The sequence below is a fragment of the Muricoccus roseus genome (genome assembly GCF_900141905.1).
GTDB classification, from domain to species: domain Bacteria; phylum Pseudomonadota; class Alphaproteobacteria; order Acetobacterales; family Acetobacteraceae; genus Roseomonas; species Roseomonas rosea.
In genome coordinates this window covers 1-18,863 of sequence record NZ_FQZF01000033.1, presented here as the reverse complement: position 1 = coordinate 18,863, position 18,863 = coordinate 1, and the positions used below count along the sequence as shown (strand labels likewise).

At 69.7% G+C, this 18,863-nt stretch carries 18 protein-coding genes; 2 read left to right on the top strand and 16 right to left on the bottom strand.

Going from position 1 to position 18,863, the window contains the following annotated elements; translation table 11 throughout:
• Nucleotides 1–6: 6 nt before the first annotated feature.
• Genes BUB97_RS21165 through BUB97_RS21140 form a run of 6 tightly spaced genes read right to left on the bottom strand, consistent with a single transcriptional unit; the run spans nucleotide 7 to nucleotide 7,213 of the window.
• Nucleotides 7–867: an alpha/beta fold hydrolase gene (locus tag BUB97_RS21165; protein WP_073138503.1), complete on the bottom strand. Its 861-nt coding sequence runs from the start codon at nucleotides 865–867 to the stop codon at nucleotides 7–9.
• Nucleotides 864–1,241, bottom strand: a complete 378-nt coding sequence (locus BUB97_RS21160) for a hypothetical protein (RefSeq protein WP_217659726.1) — start codon at nucleotides 1,239–1,241, stop codon at nucleotides 864–866. Before BUB97_RS21160 ends, BUB97_RS21165 begins: the two co-directional genes overlap by 4 nt.
• Nucleotides 1,238–2,470, bottom strand: coding sequence for an ABC transporter substrate-binding protein (locus BUB97_RS21155; RefSeq protein WP_073138501.1), 1,233 nt, complete (start codon nucleotides 2,468–2,470; stop codon nucleotides 1,238–1,240). Before BUB97_RS21155 ends, BUB97_RS21160 begins: the two co-directional genes overlap by 4 nt.
• A gap of 32 nt (nucleotides 2,471–2,502) precedes the next feature.
• A complete protein-coding gene (locus BUB97_RS21150; protein WP_073138499.1) occupies nucleotides 2,503–3,951 on the bottom strand; it encodes an NAD-dependent succinate-semialdehyde dehydrogenase in 1,449 nt (482 codons plus the stop codon).
• Nucleotides 3,948–6,020 (bottom strand): acetate--CoA ligase family protein, encoded by a 2,073-nt coding sequence (locus tag BUB97_RS21145; protein WP_073138496.1) that lies wholly within the window; start codon nucleotides 6,018–6,020, stop codon nucleotides 3,948–3,950. The genes BUB97_RS21150 and BUB97_RS21145 overlap by 4 nt, the downstream gene beginning before the upstream one ends.
• 5 nt (nucleotides 6,021–6,025) lie before the next feature.
• Entirely contained in the window at nucleotides 6,026–7,213 is a 1,188-nt protein-coding gene (locus BUB97_RS21140) for an acyl-CoA dehydrogenase family protein (protein WP_073138494.1), read from the bottom strand.
• 144 nt (nucleotides 7,214–7,357) lie between these two features.
• Between BUB97_RS21140 and BUB97_RS21135 the strand changes: the two genes are divergently transcribed.
• Nucleotides 7,358–8,263, top strand: a complete 906-nt coding sequence (locus tag BUB97_RS21135; RefSeq protein WP_073138492.1) for a LysR substrate-binding domain-containing protein — start codon at nucleotides 7,358–7,360, stop codon at nucleotides 8,261–8,263.
• 363 nt (nucleotides 8,264–8,626) lie between these two features.
• Here BUB97_RS21135 and BUB97_RS21130 read toward each other — a convergent pair whose 3' ends face one another.
• The 9 genes from BUB97_RS21130 to rpsF all read right to left on the bottom strand — a co-directional run bounded on the left by BUB97_RS21130 (nucleotide 8,627) and on the right by rpsF (nucleotide 17,355).
• Entirely contained in the window at nucleotides 8,627–10,243 is a 1,617-nt protein-coding gene (locus tag BUB97_RS21130; protein WP_073138490.1) for a hypothetical protein, read from the bottom strand.
• 149 nt (nucleotides 10,244–10,392) lie between these two features.
• Nucleotides 10,393–11,172: an ABC transporter ATP-binding protein gene (locus tag BUB97_RS21125; protein ID WP_073138488.1), complete on the bottom strand. Its 780-nt coding sequence runs from the start codon at nucleotides 11,170–11,172 to the stop codon at nucleotides 10,393–10,395.
• Complete coding sequence (locus BUB97_RS21120) at nucleotides 11,169–11,972, bottom strand: MlaE family ABC transporter permease (protein ID WP_408906148.1); 804 nt, start codon at nucleotides 11,970–11,972, stop codon at nucleotides 11,169–11,171. The genes BUB97_RS21125 and BUB97_RS21120 overlap by 4 nt, the downstream gene beginning before the upstream one ends.
• Nucleotides 11,969–13,042 (bottom strand): alanine racemase, encoded by a 1,074-nt coding sequence (alr, locus tag BUB97_RS21115; RefSeq protein ID WP_073138486.1) that lies wholly within the window; start codon nucleotides 13,040–13,042, stop codon nucleotides 11,969–11,971. The genes BUB97_RS21120 and alr overlap by 4 nt, the downstream gene beginning before the upstream one ends.
• A complete protein-coding gene (locus BUB97_RS21110) occupies nucleotides 13,035–14,567 on the bottom strand; it encodes a replicative DNA helicase (protein WP_073138484.1) in 1,533 nt (510 codons plus the stop codon). Before BUB97_RS21110 ends, alr begins: the two co-directional genes overlap by 8 nt.
• 15 nt (nucleotides 14,568–14,582) lie before the next feature.
• Complete coding sequence (locus BUB97_RS21105) at nucleotides 14,583–15,863, bottom strand: SAM-dependent methyltransferase (protein WP_073138482.1); 1,281 nt, start codon at nucleotides 15,861–15,863, stop codon at nucleotides 14,583–14,585.
• Between the two features lie 153 nt (nucleotides 15,864–16,016).
• The gene (gene rplI, locus BUB97_RS21100; protein ID WP_073138480.1) at nucleotides 16,017–16,583 is read right to left on the bottom strand and encodes a 50S ribosomal protein L9; all 567 of its coding nucleotides are present in this window, start codon (nucleotides 16,581–16,583) and stop codon (nucleotides 16,017–16,019) included.
• A gap of 16 nt (nucleotides 16,584–16,599) precedes the next feature.
• Nucleotides 16,600–16,878, bottom strand: a complete 279-nt coding sequence (rpsR, locus tag BUB97_RS21095) for a 30S ribosomal protein S18 (RefSeq protein ID WP_043830720.1) — start codon at nucleotides 16,876–16,878, stop codon at nucleotides 16,600–16,602.
• Between the two features lie 6 nt (nucleotides 16,879–16,884).
• Nucleotides 16,885–17,355 (bottom strand): 30S ribosomal protein S6, encoded by a 471-nt coding sequence (rpsF, locus tag BUB97_RS21090; protein WP_073138478.1) that lies wholly within the window; start codon nucleotides 17,353–17,355, stop codon nucleotides 16,885–16,887.
• 357 nt (nucleotides 17,356–17,712) lie between these two features.
• Here rpsF and aqpZ point away from each other — a divergent pair, with 357 nt between their 5' ends.
• Nucleotides 17,713–18,459: an aquaporin Z gene (gene aqpZ, locus BUB97_RS21085; RefSeq protein WP_073138476.1), complete on the top strand. Its 747-nt coding sequence runs from the start codon at nucleotides 17,713–17,715 to the stop codon at nucleotides 18,457–18,459.
• A 172-nt stretch (nucleotides 18,460–18,631) separates the two neighbouring features.
• On the opposite strand, the gene BUB97_RS21080 is transcribed toward aqpZ, so the two are convergent.
• Nucleotides 18,632–18,863 (bottom strand): transposase (locus BUB97_RS21080; RefSeq protein ID WP_175562548.1); only part of this gene is annotated, 232 nt, incomplete at its 5' end.

Sequence of the window (18,863 nt, the reverse complement as noted above, 5' to 3'; positions counted from 1 at the left end):
GCACCCTCATGGCCCGATCCTCTCCGTCACCGCAGCGCGAACCCGGTCCAGCACCGGCCGTAAGAATTCGGCGAAATGCGCGTAATTCTCGGTCATCGGGAAATGGCCGAGGCGGGACATGATTGTGACCTCGCTGCCGGGGATATGGCGCGCGGTCTCCCGCGTCGCCTCCGGCGAGCAGGAGTAGTCGTACTCGCCCGTCAGCAGCCAGACCGGGCACTTCGCCGTGTCGATCATCGCCAGGCGGTCGCGCAGGTCGCCCTCAGCTTTGTAGAAGTGCAGGTCGCCGCGAAACACGCCAGGGCCACCCTGCATGTAGTGCCACAGCGTCTCCCACCGCTCGCCCTCCGGCGATTGCGGCGCCATCAGGCCTGAGACAATGCCGGCGCAGACCTCGCCGCCATGCACGTCCGGCCGGTGCGTCCACTCCGTGTCGTAATAGGGATCGACATGGGAGGAGGATTGCAGGCCGATCACGCCGCCCATGCGTGCGCCATGCGCCGCGGCCAGCTCCAGCACCACGCGCCCGCCGATCGAGCAGCCCATCACCACGGGCCGGTCCAGGCCCAGCGCGTCGGAGACGCCGAGGACCGCTTCGACATAGGCCGCGGTGGTGAGCTTGTACTCCTCCTTCCACCAGCCATTGGGCGGGGAGGACTTGCCGTGCCAGGGCAAGTCAAAGGTGATGCAGCGGAAGTTCCGCGTCACCCGCCCATCGTTCAGCAGCCCGCGCCACTGCCGCGTGTCGGAGCCCGCGGTGTGCAGGAGGAGCAGCGGAATGCCCTCTCCGGCCTCCTCGACATAGATGCGGTGCGGTTGGCCGCCGAGGGGGATGGTGGTGTAGCCGCCGCGGATCGGTTCCATCATGCCGCGCTCTCCGAATGCGCGCCGCGCAGTCTGGCGAGCGCGGCCTTGAACCACAGGAGGTGGCTCATGAAGGGATGCAGGTTGCCCTCCAGCCGCAACTCCCGGCCGCGCAGCAGCGCCATCAGGTCGTGCCGGCCGGGTGGGGGCTCCGGTGAGAGGAAGTCTCGCCACGCCGCCGGCTCGATGCGGATGGCGAGAGTCCAGGATGGCATGAGGAAGGGGCCGCGGCGCACGCCCTCCACGGCGCCGTTCCGCAGGCGCAGCAGCCACTCCTCGGCCCCGACCGCGAGCATCACGTCGGCGTCCAGGAAGCGGCCCCAGCGGCGCAGCACCGGGTCGTTGTTCACGAGCCCGGGCAGGTCCTCCGGCGTCACGACGGCACCAAGGCGCAGCCCGCACCCCGCATGGGGCGGAAGGCTTCGTCGGCGGGGATGGTGCGGGTGGTGCCGTAGTAATCCCAGGGGCCCTTGCTCTCCTCCGGCGTCTTGACGCGGAAGAGGTACATGTCGTGCACCTTGCGGCCGTCGGCGCGCACGGTTCCCCGGCCGAAGAGCAGATCCTCCGTGCCGTTCGCCTTCATCCAGCCGACCGCCGCGCGGCCGCTGGCATTGTCGCCAAGCGCTTCGCGGGCCTTGAGGTAGTGCAGCACGGCGGAGTAGCCGCCGGCATGGATCATCCCCGGCTTCTGCCCGCCCATCTGTGGGGCGAACCGGGAGGAGAAGGCGCGCGTGCCCTCGTTCATGTCCCAGTAGAAGGCCTCCGACAGCGCGAGCCCCTGCGCGGCCTGCAGCCCGAGCGAGTGAACGTCGGCGATCTGGAACAGCAGCCCCGCCAGCCGCGTGCCGCGCCGGGTGACGCCGAACTCGGCCGCCTGCTTCACGCAGTTCACCGTGTCGGTCCCGGCATTCGCCAGGCCGATCACCTTCGCCCGGCTCGCCTGCGCCTGCACGAGGAAGGAGGAGAAATCGGTCGTTCCGGGAAAGGGGGTACGGGCGGTGCCGAGGACGCGGCCTCCGGCCTCCTTCACGAAGCCTGCCGTATCGCCTTCCAGCGCATGGCCGAAAGCGTAGTCGGCGGTGATGAAGAACCAGGTGTCCGCTCCGTCCGCCACCAGGGCACGCCCGGTTCCGGCCGCGAGAGACCAGGTGTCGTAAGTCCAGTGCACGTGGTTCGGCCCGCAACTCGCGCCCGTCAGCGCCGCGGTGGCGGGGCCGGTGAAGAGCGCGACCTTGTCCTTCTCCGCCACCAGCCCGCCGATAGCGAGCGCGACGGAGGAGACGGGCACGTCGAGGATGGCGTCCACGCCCTGCCGGTCCAGCCAGTCCCGCGCCATCGAGAGGCCGACATCGGGCTTGTTCTGAAAATCTGCTTGGATCACCTCCACCCGCAGGCCCGGGCGGGCGCGCATGAAGTCCTCCGCCGCTAGCTTCGCGCCTATGACCGATCCCTGGCCGGTGTTGGCGGAGTAGGGACCGCTCATGTCGCTGAGCACGCCGATCCGCACGTTGCGCGTCGGCTGTGCCCGCAGGGCGGGTGCCGCCAGAGCGGAGGCCATCGCCCCGCCGCCGATCAGCAGGGATCGCCTGCCGGTCCAGAACGTCATCTTTCTTTCTCCTCCCGTTTCGCCGCGGCCGTTCAGGCCTGCAGCTCGCATTTCACCGATTGAAAGGCCTCCAGCCCCTCAATGCCGCCCTCCTGGCCCAGGCCGCTCTCCTTCCAGCCTCCGAAGGGAGATTCGGGCAGAGACGCGCGCCACGAGTTCACTGCGACGTTGCCTGCCTCGATCCCGTCAGCGAGGCGGTTCGCCACGGTTCCGTCCCGCGCCATGACGTAGCTGGCCAGCCCGAGCGGAAGCCGGTTGGCGAGCGCCAGCGCCTCCTCCACTGAGCCGACAGGGCGCAACAGGGCGAGCGGGCCGAAGGGCTCGGCATTTGCGGCAAGGCAGTCCTCCCGCGCGTCGTCCAGCACGGTGGGGTTCCAGAAGAAGCCCGGTGATTGCGGCGCCGAACTGCCGGCCGCGATGGTCACGCCACGCGAGCGCGCCTCCTCGGTCAATTCCATCATGGCGGTGACGCGCCGGGCATTCGCCAGCGGGCCCATCGCCGTCGCGGGGTCGAAACCGTCGCCGACGCGGATCGCCTTGGCGGCAGCCACAACGCCGTCGCGGAAGCGGTCGTAGACCCGCTCATGCACGTAGAAGCGGGTGGGCGAGGTGCAGACCTGGCCCACGTTGCGGAACTTGGCCGCGCTGGAAGCCTTCGCCACCGCGTCCACGTCCACGTCGTCCCAGATGATCACGGGCGCATGCCCGCCCAGTTCCAGCGTCGTGCGCTTCATCCCGGACAGGGCCAAGGCGGCGATCTTCTTGCCGACGCCCACCGAGCCGGTGAAGGTGACCCCGCGGATCACGGGATCCTCAATCAGGCGCTGAGAGATCCAGGCCGGGTCGCCGAAGACGACGCTGAGCAATTCTGGGGGGAGACCGGCATCCAGAAGGCACTGCGCCACGGCGAGTGCCGTGGCGGGGCTCTCCTCGGAGGCCTTGATAATCACGGGACATCCCGCCGCCAGCGCCCCCGAGATTTTCCGGGACGGCGTGATGGAAGGCGCGTTCCAGGACGAGAAGGCGGCGATCGGGCCCAGCGGCGACCGCAGCACGAGACGGCGCTCCCCCGGCGCGCCACCGGGGATCACCCGGCCGTAGGCGCGCTCGCCCTCGCCCGCATGCCACTCGAAGATGCCGGCTGCTGTCTCGATCTCTGCCAGTGCCTCCTGGTAGGGCTTTCCCATCTCCAGCGTGATGAGTGTGGCGATGGCCGTGCGGCGCTCGCGCAACAGGGTGGCAGCGGCGCGGATGATGCGGCCGCGAGCTGGCGGTGCTGTGTCCCGCCAGGCCGGGAAAGCCCGCGCCGCGGCGTCGAGCGCCTCTGCCAGATCGGCATCGGTCGCGTGCGGCACCTCGCCCAGGGTCTCGCCCGTTGCGGGATTAAGAACGGGCTCACTGTCGCGCGCCTGCTCCACGCACCGGCCGGCGATGATCAGGCGAGGGTGGGGATAGGTGAGATCGAGGAGAGGGGCGTTCATCGGCTTCCCCCCTCCAGGCGTATCACGGCGTCCACGGCGAGGACCCCGCGTCCTTCCTCGAGCACCATCAGCGGGTTGATCTCGCACTCCGCGACGTCCCCGCGCTCCACGAGGCGCGACAGGGCGACGATGGCGGCGACCAGCGCCTCCATGTCGCCGCGCGGCTTGCCGCGATAGCCCTCCAGCGCGCGGAGGGCGCGTACCTCGGCGATCATCTCCCGCGCCTCATCAGGGTCCACGGGCGCGAGGCGAACGCTGCGGTCGCGGTAGATCTCCGTCATGATGCCGCCGGCCGCGAGCAGGATGATCGGCCCGACCTGCGGGTCGCGCCGGTAGCCCACCAGCACCTCACCGAGCGGCTTCGTCATCGCCTGCACCAGCACGCGGCCAGCGCTCAGCGCCGGGCGGCGCTCGGCGACACTGGCCACGATCCGGCCGGCTGCCTCGGCCAGCGCCGTGTCCGAGCTGACCCCGAGCACGACGCCGCCGAGGTCGGTCTTGTGGAGGATGTCCCGGTGCAGGATCTTCACCGCGACCGGATAGGGAAAGGGCAGGCCTTCCTGACCGGCCCGGGCCGCGGGCAGTGCCATGCACGGTGCGTGCGGCACGCCAATGTCGGCGAGAAGCTCGTAGGCTTCCGCCTCGTCCAGCATGTACGCGCACCCCGCTGAGGCAGGCGGGACGGCGGCACGGGGCCGAGGGGCACGGCGGCTGAAGGCGGCAATGATGGCGTCGGCGCAGGCCTCCGGCGTCCGGAAGGCCGGCACGCCGGCCTCGGCCAGCATGGCGAGGGCCTGAGGTGCCTCCGGGACGCAGAAGGACGCGATGTGGGCGCCGTTCCGGGCTGCCTCGACCACCGGCTGCACGACCAGTTCCGGCTGGAAGCGCGAGGAGGACCCGGCAACGGCCACCACGACGTCGAACTCGGGCGCGGCAAGCAGCGCGCCCAGCGCGGCCCCCATCACCTCCGGCTTCACCCCGGCCAATGTCAGGTCGAGGATGCGGCCATGGCCAGGGTCGATGCCCGCCGCCGCGAGCTTCGCGCGCGTGGACTCGGAGGGCGGCTCAACGGCCACGCCGCGAACGCCGAGGTTGTCCACCACCATCGCCGCCCCGCCGCCCGTCGTCGTCACCACGCCGACGCGCGGCCTGCGCGCGCCGGCTGGTCGGATGGGCAGCCGGCGCAGCAGCGCCGGAGCCTCCAGCAGCCCTTCCAGCGTCTCCACGCGCGCGATGCCGCAGTCCCGCAAAAGGGCGTCGGCCACGTCGTCCTCGCCGGCCAGCGCGCCGGTGTGGGACTCGGCCAGCTCCGCCGCCTCCACGGAGCGCCCGAGCTTGTAGGCGATCACCGGCTTCCCGCGCTCGGCGGCCCCGCGCGCGAAGTCGCGCAGCGCATCGGCGCCGCGCAAGGTTTCGAGGAAGAGGAGGTAGGACGTGACTTGCGGGTCGTCGAGCGTGGAGGCGCAGATGGCACCAAGTTCCAGGTCCACCTCCGCGCCCACGGATACGAGGCCCGCGAAGCCCAGCCCTCTTCCTCGCCCGCGCGAGAGGATGGCGCCGATCATGCTGCCGCTCTGGGAGGCAACGAAGGCACCGCCCAAGGGCAGGTCCGGCTCCGCGAAGGCGGCGTTCGCGGTCAGCACCATGCGGTGGTGCAGGTTGACCAGCCCGATGCTGTTGGGCCCGAGCAGCCGCGTGCCGCTGCCGCGCAGCATGTCCCGCAGCGCCTCCTCGCGCTCCGCGCCCTCCGGCCCCGCCTCCGAGAAGCCACCGGCGAGCACGGTCACGGCCGGTATGCCCAGCCGCGCGCACTCGGCCACGGCCTCCATGGCGCCCTCGGTCGGTAGCAACACGAAGGCGTGGTCCGGGCGCTCGGGCAGGGCCGCGAGCGACGGGAAGGCCCGCTCACCCATGACCGTTCCGCGGCGGGCGATCGGGTAGACCGCACCACCGAAGCCGCCTCCCCGCAGGTAGCGCAGCGGGCGGGAGGCCGTCTTGGCGACGTCGTCGGAGGCGCCGATGATGGCGATGCTTGCCGGCGACAGAAGTTCGGCAGGTGCGGCCCGCATCGCGCCTACTCCGCCGCTCGCGCAGCGTCCGGGGCAGCCGTCGGCCTGGGCGGCCGCTGGGAGAAGCGGCGCCCGAACACCTCCTCCGCCAGCCGGTTTTTCATCATCTCGATCGAGCCGCCCGCGATCATCCAACCGCGGCAGCGGCGCATGCAGTACTCGACCAGTGACTCCTCGGAGAAGCCGGTACCGCCCATGATCTGCACGGCTTCGTTCGCCGCATCAAAGCCGGCCTGGTTGCAGGCCAGCTTGGCCAGCGTCGTCTCATAGGGCGAGGGCAGGCCGCGGTCCGCGTTCACCGCTGCGCGGTAGAGCAGGAGCTGCGCTGATTCGAGCTTCAGCGCCATCTCCGCGAACTTCCACTGGATCCCCTGGAATTCGGAGAGGGTGCGCCCGAACTGCCGGCGGGTCGCGGCGTGCTCCTTCGCGCGCTCGAAGGCGTAGCGGCCCACGGCGAGGGAGCGCGCGGTATTGCCCACCCGCTCGGCGTTGAAGGCGGCGATCTGCTTCTTGAATCCGCCGGGGCCGAGGAGGAGGTTCTCCTTCGGCACGCGGCAATCCTCGAAGTAGAGCGTGCTCCACTCCTCCCCGTTCAGGAAGCGCGACGGCTGCCCCACGGTGAAGCCAGGGGTGCCACGCTCGATGAGGACCGAACCGATCCCGTCGATGCCTGGCCCGAAGCGGAGATAGATCAGGTAGAGCGAGGCCTCGGCGCTGTGCGTGCCGAAGACCTTGGAGCCGTTGACGACATAGTGGTCACCGTCGAGGCGCGCCGTCGTCCTCAACTCGGTCGCGGCCGAGCCAGCTTCCGGCTCGCTCATGCCGAGGGAGATAGCGTTCTTTCCCGCCAGCAGGTCCGGCAGCCACCGCGCCTTCTGCTCCGGCGTGGCGTACTCGGCAAAGGTGCGGATCGGGCCGAAATTGCCAGCCTGGACCACGTCCGCGCTGCGGGGACAGACGAGCGCCACCTGCTCGATCGCCAGCACCGCGTCCATGAGCGTGCCGCCCTGGCCGCCATCCTTCTCAGGGATGGTGATGCCGAGCAGGCCCTGCTGCGCCATGAGCTGCGCCACGTCATAGGGAAAGCCCGGCCTATGCGCGCGCTCGAGGGCCCCAGCGGCCAGATGTTCCTCCGCGAAGCGGCGCACGCTGTCGGCGAAGATCCTCTGATCCTCGGTGAGGTTGAAATCCATGCGCGCGCCGTCTCCGCCCTAGGTCTTGCTGGTGTTGCCGCGATGCTGCGCCCGGGCAGCGGGACCGGGTAGCCAACCGTTCTTTATGCATCCATGATATTTGGTTATGTCTTGCGTGCGACGTACAGAAGCGTGGAGGAGTCGATGACCGCGCCAGTGCCCCCCTTCAACCCGCTGCATGTTTTCACGGTGGCTGCCCGCCTCGGCAGCTTCACGCGCGCGGCGGATCTCCTCGGCGTGTCCCAGGCGGCCGTCAGCCGGCAGGTCGCGGTCCTGGAAGGTTATCTTGGCGCACGGCTCTTCCAGCGCGAACGGCGTGGCGCGACGCTGACGCCGGAAGGACAGATGCTGCAGGAGGAACTGGGGCCGGCCTTCGAGCGGATCGCGGCGGCGACGGAGCGGGTGCGGCGGGAGGCGCGGACGGCGCCGGTGCGGGTGCGGGTCTACAACACCTTCGCGGCGAAGTGGCTCCTGCCGCGGCTGAACCGGTTCGAGGCTGCGCATCCCGGGATCGCAATCCGCCTGAGCCATAGCGTCACGCCCGTGAACTTCGACCGCGACCCGGTGGACCTCTCCATCCAACTTGGGGACGGCCATTGGCCGGCCCTGGGATCCCGGCCCTTGCTGCCGGATGTGTTGCAGCCCGTGTGCAGCCCCCGTCTCCTGGAAGCTGGCCCGCCGCTCCATAAACCTGACGACCTGCCAGGGCACCGGATGCTCGTCTCTCGCTACCGCCGCAACGATTGGCGCGACTGGCTCGCAGGGATCAGCCGCCTGGACCTCCTTCAGGAGGGGATGGAGTTCACGAGCTCCGTCCTGACCTACCAGGCGGCGGTGGAGGGGTTGGGCGTGGCGATCGGCCAGATGCCCTTGTTGAGCCAGGACATCAGGGCCGGCCTGCTCGTTCCCCTCTTCGACCTGCCGGTGCGGCGCGCCCTGGCTTACCACGCCGTCTGGCCCGCCGAGCGTCCGCCCGACCGGAAGGCTCAGGCCTTCCTCAACTGGCTCTACAAGGAGGTGGATGAGGGGGAGCCAGGCAGGATGACCTGACCCGAACCTCTTGCTCAGGCCGCCCAAGGCACCGTCAGAAGCGGCACCGGATCCGGACTGCGCCTAGGCGTTGCTGATCGATGCACCCCGGGCGCGCGGTAGGACTGCCGGAGCGGCTGCCAGGGTTGCTGGTCCGGAGCTGTCGACACGCTGCATCATGCCGGCTCCTCGGCTGGTCGCGGCATCGACGGCCGGCGACCTGATGCGCGAGGGCGCAGGAGGCCAATCCTCGGCGCGCTTGTGTTCAACACCGGCCTCGAAAATCGTCCGGAAACAATACGAGCCGTGCTCGGTTTTTGCCTGCTCCGCCCGTCACTCTGAAACTCACCTCACCCACGACTTGTCCTGGCCGGGATCGCGGGTTCAGGGCCCTCCCTCCGGCCAACATGGTGCTGACCCCGCCGCACGCTCTGCCGGCCGTGCCGGGAGCTCCTGCAGCCACCCCGAAAGCATCTCTTCCGGCCAGGGCGCCAGATAATGTGCCCAGTCCGTCGTGGCGGCGAAGACCGAATGGCGAGCGGCTTCAAGCAGGGGGCACTCCGCGCTGGCGGGCCAGGGACGCTTGAGCAGCAGGCTCGCTTCCATCGCCGCACCGCCCAGTGCAATGACCGCGAAGCCGACCAGCGCTTGCCGCGCGGCCTGCTGGGCCCGCCCGGGCTGCGGAGCCAGCAGCGCGGCTGCCACGGCCACGGCCAGCACGGCCAGGGGTGCCATGCCGCCGCGCGCCGTCATCTCGTTGCCCGGCCCGAAGACATAGGCGGGCAGCAGGCAGAGAAGAACAACCGAGGCCATGAACACCCGGCCGCGGATCAGCAGCGCCGCCGGAACCGCCCAGCACAGCACCTCGAGCAAGAGGAAGACGGCCCAGACCAGCGGCGTGCTCCAGCCCGGATGCACGCTCAGCAAGGGGCCATGCGGCACCGCCGCCGATCCCGCGACGAGATAGAGGCAGACGGGAATGGCGAAGAGAACGGCCAGGAGGTTGGCGGGGGACAGCGCCAGCCCGGCCGCCCGCCACCCGTGCTGGCGAAGCAGGACGGCCCCGGCCAGCAGCGCCGCCCCGGCGCTCGCCACCGGGCTCCAGAAAGCACCGGCGGCCAAGGGCAGGGCGAGGTGGCGGAGGAATTCGGGGCGGCGCCCATGCCGCAGCAGCAGCAGCGCGAGCAGCCAGGCCGGCATGGCATGGTTCGGTGCCCAGAGGATGGCCGTGACATGCCCGGAATACTGGAACAGCCGGGGCCACCATTCGCCACCCCGGCCCCAGCTCGCCAGCGGGCCGGTCCCGAACCGCCAGTCGAGCCACATGTTTGGCAGGAGATCGAGGCCGTGGAACAGGATGAAGACGATGGCGAGGAGGGCGAAGGCGCCCCGGCGCCCCGGCGCCACCGCCCGCGCCACGAGGGCGAGCAGCATCAGCACCAGACCGAAGCCCAGGCCGGTGGAGAGCCAGAGCGCGATCTGGGCCGCCCGGAAGCCCCCGATGCGGCCAAGGAGCCCCGCGGGAAGATAGAAGCCGAGCGGCGCCCGCAGCAGCCATTGCGCACCACCGGCCTCCTGGTAGCCCACCGGCCAGGGCCCGGCGGCGAGGTCCCGCAGCACGGCGTCGCGGATCTGCCAGTCGGCCGAGCTGTAGACGAGGTGATGCGCCCCGGTGGCGCCGGCCCAGAGCAGCCCGAGGGCCAGGCAGAGCGCGGTCATGCGCGCGGAGAGCGGCCAGGTGCCGCGCCAGCCCGGTGCCAGGGCGAATGCCGCGACCGCGGCCAGGCCAGCCGGCAGCGCCACCCAGAGGCTCACCCAGCCCAGGAGGAAGAGCAGCCCGGGGAAAAGAAGATAGGCCAGGATGGCCAGGGTGAGGCGATCCGGGGCGGAATCGCCCAGCAGGCGCTCGAGATCGAGGCGGCCAGTGGGCGTGCTTCCGGCCGGGGGAGGGCGGTGCAGTTCCCCATTCGGCGAAGGGGAACCCTTCGGGATCGAGATCAAGCCGTCTTGCCTTCTCAACGGGGTGCCGGGCGCCGCAGGCCCTCCGGCCCATGTCCTGTCAGGCAACCGGGGCCGAACAAGGGCGGGCCGGGAGTGCCCCGCAACGCACCCGTGCCTGCCTCAGGGGCGCCGATCCCGCGCCTGGGTGGTCACCGGCGCAGTTCCATCGCGATCGGCCCCTCGCGCTCCCCGCGCGCGAACTGGTCCACCAGCGCATTGCCGGTCTCGCCGAGCCGCGCGGCCGGGCCGGTCCAGACGATGCGCCCCTTGTGGATCATCGAAGCCTGGTCCCCGATCCGGCGGGCGCTGGCCATGTCATGGGTGATGGTGACGGCCGTGGCGCCCAGGCGGCGGACGCAGTCCACGATCAGCCCGTCGATCACCGCGCCCATGATGGGGTCGAGGCCGGTCGTCGGCTCGTCGAAGAAGATGATGTCGGGTTCGGAGGCGATGGCGCGGGCGAGGGCCACGCGCTTCTGCATGCCGCCCGACAGTTCGGAGGGGGAAAGGTCGCCGACGCTCGCATCCAGCCCGACATTGGCCAGCACCTCGGCGGCCTTGTCGCGGGCCCTGGTCCGGGTGATGCGCTTCTGCGCGAGCAGCTTGAAGCAGACATTCTCCCAGACCGGCAGGCTGTCGAAGAGGGCGCCGTTCTGGAAGAGCATGCCGGTCCGGTCCAGCACCGCCTCGCGCTCCCGCGCCGACATGGCCAGCACGTCGCGCCCGTCGATCTCGATCGTGCCCGCATCCGCCGGGATGAGGCCGAGGATGCATTTGATCGTGACCGACTTGCCCGAGCCGGACCCGCCGAGGATGACCATGGAATGGCCGGGCATGACATCCAGGTCGACGCCGTCCAGCACCTGCTTCGGGCCGAAGGCCTTGCGCAGCCCGCGCAGCCGGATCTTGGGAACATCGCTGCCGCTCATCGTGCGAAGAAGGCCTCGGTCAGCACGTAGTCGAGCGCAAGGATGAGGATGGAGGAGGCGACCACCGCCGTGGTGGTGGCCGCGCCCACGCCCTGCGCGCCGCCGCGGGAGTTGTAGCCGCACCAGGTGCCCATCAGCGCCACTACGAAGCCGAAGACGGCGGCCTTCACCAGGCCGCTCACCACATCCATCACCTGCAGGACGTCGAGCGTCGATTTGAGGTAGGTGGCGCTGCCGAAGCCGAGCTTCAGCGTGCCGATGAGATAGCCGCCCATGACGCCCAGCACATCCGCCACCAGCACCAGCAGCGGCATGGCCAGCAGGCCGGCCAGGAGGCGGGGGGTGACGAGATACTTCATCGGGTCGGTGGAGAGGGTGGTCAGCGCGTCGATCTGGTCGGTCACGCGCATGGTGCCGATCTCGGCCGCGAAGGCGGCGCCGATCCGGCCCGAGACCATCAGCGCGGCGAGGACGGGCCCGAGCTCCCGCGTGATGGAGAGGACGACGACGTTCGCCACCGCCCCTTCCGCCCCGAAGCGGGAGAAGCCGGAGAAGGATTGCAGCGCCAACACCATACCGGTGAAGACCGCCGTCAGCCCCACCACGGGCAGGGAGAAGTAGCCCACCTCCAGGAAGGCGCGGAGGAAGAGGCGGAAGTGGAAGGGCGGGCGCACCACATGGCTCAGCCCCTCCAGTGCGAAGAGGACGACGGCGCCGGCGGTGCGGCAGAGGGCCAGGGTGGCGCGGCCGAGGGCCGCCACCCAGGCCAGGGGCGGGAAGGCCGTTGGGGAAAGGGTCACGCCGACTGCGTATAGACGCGGCGGTAGCGGGCGCCCAGGGCGGTCAGCACCTCATAGCCGATCGTGCCGGCGCGGGCGGCGACCTCGTCGGCCGGATTGCCCGGGCCGATCAGCTCGATCATCGAGCCGGGGCCGATGCCGGGGTGGTCGGTCACGTCGAAGGTGCTGAGATCCATGGAGACACGGCCGACCAGGGGAATGTCCTGCCAATTGTGCCGGCCGATCGCCCGGCCCGAGAGGGACCTCAGATAGCCATCGGCATAGCCCGCCGCAACGGTGGCGATCCGCGAGGGGCGGGTGGAGACCCAGGTGGCCCCGTAGCCGACCGGGGTACCGGCCGGAATATCCCGGACCTGCAGCACCGGGACGGCGAGCCGGACGGCCGGGCGCATGGGATTGGCCCGCCCCGGGGTGGGGTTGAGTCCATAGAGCGCGCAGCCCGGCCGGGCCAGGTTCGAGGCGAAGTCCCGCCCGAGGAAGAGGCCGGACGAGTTCGCAAAGGAGAAGGGCGCGGCCGGCAGCCGGGCCCGCAGCGCCGCCAAGCGGCTGGCCTGGGCCGTGTTCATCGGGTGCGGCGGGTCGTCCGCGCAGGCCAGATGCGTCATCACGTAGCGGAGCCGCACGCCCTGGAGGGGGGAGGGATCCTCCGCGAGGGCCTCCAGCTCCGCAGCGGTGAGGCCAAGCCGTGCCATGCCGGTGTCGAGGTGGAGGAACACGTCGCGGCCGGTGCCGGACCAGGCGGCGATATCGCCCGGCGTGTTCAGGACCGGGACGAGCTCCGCCTCCTGGTCCGCGCCGGGCGGGAAGCCGTTGAGCACGACGATCATCGCCCCGGGGCCGAGCACGGGCCGAAGCGCCATCCCCTCGGAAAGCTGGGCGACGAAGAAATGGCGGCAGCCGGCGGCGGCCAGGGCGGGGGCCACGCGGGCCGCGCCCAGCCCATAGGCATCGGCCTTCACCGCCGCGCCCACCTCGCCGCCACCCATCTCGGCATGGCGCGCCCGCAGGGCGGTCCAGTTGGCGGCGATGGCGTCGAGATCGACCGTCAGGACGCCGGCGGTCTCAGCCATAATCTTCCTGGTCGTGGGTCTGCTCGAGATCGCCGAAGCGGGTGAACTCGCCCTCGAAGAAGAGGCGGATGGTGCCGGTGGGGCCGTGGCGCTGCTTGGCGACGATCAGCTCGGCCTTGTTATGGGCCTGCTCCATGTCCTTCTGCCACTTGTCCAGCGCCTCGGTGTACTTCTCGCCGTTGTCGAAGTTCAGCTCCTTCGGCATCTTCTGCGCGAGGTAGTACTCGTCGCGATAGACGAACATCACCACGTCGGCGTCCTGCTCGATGGAGCCGGATTCGCGAAGGTCGGCCAGCTGCGGGCGCTTGTCCTCGCGGCTTTCCACCTGCCGGGAGAGCTGGGACAGGGCGATGACCGGGACGGACAGTTCCTTGGCGATCGCCTTCAGGCCCTGGGTGATCTGGCTGATTTCCTGCACGCGGTTCTCCGGCCTGGTGCCCGCGGCCGGGCGCATCAGCTGGAGATAGTCCACGATGATGAGGTTCAGCCCCTTGGTCCGCATCAGGCGCCGGCAGCGGGTGCGCAGCGCCGAGATGGTGATGGCCGGGGTGTCGTCGATATAGAGCGGCATGGAGGCAAGCTCGCGGCTCACCTCCACGAACTTGTCGAAGTCGCGCTGGGCGATGTCGCCGCGGCGGATCCGGTCGCCCGAGACCCGCGACTGCTCCGAGAGGATACGGGTGGCGAGCTGGTCGGCGCTCATTTCGAGGGAGAAGATCGCGACGCCGCCCCGGACCACGGCGTTGGGGTCCTTCTCCAGCGCCTCGCGCTGCACCGCCCGGGCGGCGCCGAAGCCGATCTTCACGGCTAGCGCGGTCTTGCCCATGGCGGGGCGGCCGGCGAGGATCAGCAGGTCCGACGGGTGCAGGCCGCCCAGCTTGCTGTCCAGGTCCCGCAGGCCGGTCGAGAGGCCGGAAACGCCGCCCGGGGTGGTGAAGGCGCGCTCGGCCAGCTCCACCGCCGTGGTCAGCGCCTTCTCGAAGGAGACCATGCCGCCATCGGAGGAGCCGTCCGTGGCCAGGTTGAACAGCGCCTGTTCGGCGGCCTCCAGCTGGGCCTTGCCGTCCAGCTCCGGCTCCGCCCCGAAGGCGCGGTTCACCACCACCTCGCCCAGATCCACCAGCTGGCGGCGCAGGAAGCAGTCGAAGATGACGCGGCCGTATTCGCCGGCATTGATGATGCCGACCATGGCCGTGAGCAGCTGGGTCAGATAGGCGGGGCCGCCCACCTCATCCAGCAGGCCGGAATGCTCGAACTCGGCGCGGAGGGTGACCACGTCGGCCAGCTGCCCGGCCTCGATCCGGCGCTGGATGGCCTTGTAGATGCGGCCATGGATCGGGTCGGCGAAATGCTCGTCCGCCAGGAACTCCGAAACCCGTTCATAGGCCTTGTTGTTGGCCAGCAACGCGCCCAGCAGGGCCTGCTCCGCCTCGAGGTTGGAGGGGGGCAGGCGCTGGGACAAGCCGAGCATGCCGTTTCCGGCCGGCTCGCCGCCGGGCTGCAGCAGGGCGTCGAAGGCGTTCATGGGGCCAGTCTAGCCCTAGGCGGGCTCCGCGTCCTGCCTCACCTCCTGGGCGGCCGCTGTGGATGGCGGTGGATCATGTGGATAAGCCGCGGCGCGCTCGGCATCCACCATGTAGTCCCGGGTCAGCGGCAGGGCGTCCACCTTCCGGGTGAGCTGGACCTGCCAGTTCATATGGCCCCAGTGCCGGAAGGCGAGCTCCGAGCAGGAGAGATAGAACTCGAACATCCGGCAGAAGCGCTCATCGTAGAGCGACTTGATGGCATTCCGGTTGGCCGAGAAGCGGGCCCGCCAATGCGCGATCGTCATCGCATAGTGCAGGCGCAGGATCTCGATATCGGTGATCCAGAGCCCGGCCTTCTCCACCGCCGGCACCACCTCCGACAGAGCGGGGGAATAGCCGCCGGGGAAGATGTATTTTGTCAGCCAGGGATTGGTGGTGGTGGGTCCTTCCGACTGGCCGATCGCGTGGATCAGCGCCACCCCATCCTCCTTCAACGCGGCTTTCACGGTGCGGAAAAAGGCGGTGTAGTGATTGATGCCCACATGCTCGAACATGCCGACCGAGACGACGCGGTCCATCGGCTGCTTCCAGGCACGATAATCCATCAGCTCGAAGCGGACGCGGTCCGACAGGCCGGCCGATTGGGCGCGGGCCCGCGCCTCGGCGAGTTGCTCCTCTGAGAGGGTGAGGCCGGTGACGCGGGCCCCGAAGTCGCGGGCGAGGGTGATGGCCAGGCCGCCCCAGCCGGAGCCGATGTCCAGCACCTCCAGGTCTGGCCGGTCCAGCCGGAGCTTGGAGGCGAGGTGCCGCTTCTTGAGGGCCTGCGCCTCCTCCAGCGTTTCCGTCCCTGTGGGGAAATAGGCGCAGGAATACTGGCGGTCGGCATCCAGGAAGAGGGAGTAGAGAGTGCCGTTCAGGTCGTAGTGATGGGCGACGTTGCGGCGGCTGCGGTCGGCCGTGTTCAGGTCCATGAGCCGGCGCCCGGCCCAGCGGATGCCTTCCCCTAGCCGCATGACGGGATGGGTTCCGCCTCGGGCCAGGTTGAGGATCAGCAGGTTCATCACGTCATGGATGGTGGAGCCGTCGATGGGGTCGATGTCGCCGTCCATGTAGCCCTCGCCGAAGGCCAGGGACGGGTTCCAGACCAGGCGGCGGGCAATCTCGGGCGTCTTAATCGCCAGGGCCGCGCTCGGGCCCGGGCGCGTCCCGCCGAGGGTGCGTGTGGTGCCGTCCGGGCGGCGCACGGTGAGGGTTCCGTGATGGATCAGGCGGGCAAGGATGGAGTCGATCAGCAAGGCCGAGCCTCCTTTGTGACAGGAGGCTGTGACGGCACCGGTGCCTGATCAATTGCCGCAAGGTCGGGTCACGGAAGCGTGATCGCCAGATATGCGAATGGCCGCCCCGAACCGAGGCGGCCATTCCGTATTTGCGCTTGTGACGCGAGTCGATTACTCGCGGGCGGCACCCAGCTCGGAGAGCTCGGCGGCCAGCTCGGCCTCGAGGGAAGCCTCCTCGGCCTCCTGCTCGGCGCGCAGGTCCTCGCCACGCGCCTGCTTCTCGGCCTCTTCCGGGGAGCGGGCGACGTTCACGATCACCGGGATGGAGACCTCCGGGTGCAGCGCGACGCGGACGGTGGTGAGGCCCAGCGTTTTGATCGGCTGCTCCAGGATGACCTGGTCGCGGGTGATGGTGAGGCCGGCATCCTTCGTCGCGTCCGCGATGTCGCGGCCGGAGACGGAGCCGTAGAGCGCGCCGCTCTCGCCGGCGGAACGGATGAGGACGATCTGCAGGCCCTCCATCCGCTCGGCCACGCGCTCGGCCTCCTCACGCCGCTTGAGGTTCTGGGCCTCCAGCTGCGCGCGCTCGCTCTCGAAGCGCTTCAGGTTGGACTCGGTCGCGCGGATGGCGCGGCCGGAGGGGAGGAGGAAGTTGCGGGCGTAGCCGGGCTTCACCTTCACGGTGTCGCCCATCTGGCCGAGCTTCTCGACCCGCTGCATCAGGATGACGTCGATCATGGTCTATGCCCCCTGATCAGTCGTTGATCACGTAGGGGAGCAGCGCCAGGAAGCGGGCGCGCTTGATGGCATTCGCCAGCTCGCGCTGCTTCTTGGCGGAGACCGCCGTGATGCGGGAGGGCACGATCTTGCCGCGCTCGCTCAGGAAGCGGGAGAGCAGGCGCACGTCCTTGTAGTCGATCTTCGGCGCGTTCGGGCCGGAGAAGGGGCAGGACTTGCGGCGGCGGTAGAAGGGCCGGCGGGCGCCGACGGCCGGGCGGCGCGCGGCGGGGGTCAGGTCGGTCGTGTCGGACATTCTGGATTACTCCTCGCCGCCGTTGGGATCGAGCTCGTCGCGGGGACGGGCGCGGAATTCCTCGCGGTCGTCGCCGCGCTCACGGCCACGGCCGGAGCCGAAGCGGCCGGCCGGGCGGGGGCCGCGGAAGCCGCGGTCACGCTCACGGTCGTCGCCGCGCTTGGCGAGGATGGCGGAGGGGGCGTCGTCGATCGTCTCGATCCGCAGCGTCATGTGGCGCAGCACGTCCTCATGAAGGCCGAGCTGGCGCGCGACCTCCTTCTCGGCGGCGGCCTCGCAGTCCAGGCCCAGCAGCATGTAGTGGGCCTTGCGGTTCTTCTTGATCTTGTAGGCGAGGCCGCGGAGGCCCCAGTACTCGCGCTTGCGGATCTCGCCGCCGGCGCCGCCGACGATCTCGCCGACCTGGTCGGCGATGGCCTCGACCTGCGCCTGCGTCAGGTCGTTCCGCGCGATCAGCACGGTTTCATAAAGCGGCATCTCTGTCCCTTCGGATGTCTCAGCCCCGGGGCCGACGCGGGATGCGGCGGCCAGGAATAGGGCATAGCCGCGCGCGATGCCTCGCGCCCGGCAGGGTGGCGGGGGCGTATAGGGGAAGTGGTGGGTAGAGGCAAGCGGAATGCCGAAGGAAGGAGAGTTTCAGGGTGCATTTAGGCACTTCCGAGGTCGTCAGGGCCAGTAAGAGCGAGCCTTGAGCTAATTCAACGCAAGCGAAATAAAAACGTGATCGAACCGGATCGTGAAACGGGCGGAGTGTAGGCCGCCGAGCGCCGGTTCGAACTGATCTGTCAGTGGCAGACGCCGCAGCACGGGGCCTGCTCGGGGAGGACGGATGTCATGAGCAGCGACATGCAGCGCCGCCTGGCGGCAGAGCTCATTGGAACCTTCTGGCTGGTGTTCGGGGGGTGTGGGGCGGCGGTATTCGCTGCGGCCTTTCCCGAACTGGGGATTGGCTTCGTCGGAGTCTCCTTCGCCTTCGGCCTGGCGGTGCTCACCATGGCCTACGCGGTCGGGCATATCTCGGGTGGGCATTTCAACCCGGCCGTGACGATCGGCCTCTGGGCGGCGGGGCGCTGCGCCAACAAGCATGTGCTCCCCTATATCGTGGTCCAGGTGATCGGGGCGGTCCTGGCGGCCGGGATGCTCTGGCTGATCGCCTCGGGTAAGCCGGGCTGGACACCCGGAGGGTTCGCCTCGAACGGCTATGGCGCCCTCAGCCCAGGGCAATACTCGCTGGCCGCCTCCTTCGTAGCGGAGCTGGTGCTGACCTTCTTCTTCCTGTTCCTGGTGATCATTGTCGGAACCACGTCGAAGGGCGCTGCCATCGGCTTCGCGGGCATTCCGATCGGGCTGGCGCTCACCCTGATCCATCTCATCTCGATCCCGATCACCAACACCTCGGTGAATCCGGCCCGCAGCACCGCGCCGGCGATCTTTGCCGGGGGTGGTCACTTGACGCAGCTTTGGCTGTTCTGGCTGGCGCCGATCGCGGGGGCGGCGCTGGCGGGCATTCTCGCGCGGATCCTCTACGAACCCATCACCTCGGTGGAGACGACCGTCGTGGAGGATCGGCGTCCGGCCTGAGAAGCCGGGAAAGGCGAGCGACCGCCGTTTGTACGGCCGGCGGAGAGGCGGTCCTAGCAGGTCGCTGAATTACTCGGCGTTCTGGAGCGTTTTCCCGTCGGAGGGACCAGCGGCTTTGCGCGTCCGGCCCGTTCCTACGAGCGGCATGGACGCCGGATGCCGGTTTTCGGCTTCATGCTGCCAGCAGCCGGGGCAGTCGGGCCAGGTTGTTGGCGACCATCGTCAGGATGAAGCGGGATCGCACGCGTTCGATGCGACGATAGACGGTCTGGGCCATGCCGCCGACGGTCTTGGCCCAGCCGAAAGCCTCCTCGATGCGCTTGCGGTGTTTCTGGGACAGGGCATGGCTCTCGTGCCGGGTGGTGCGGCCGTCGATCGCTGAATGTCGCGATTTCTGCGCGACA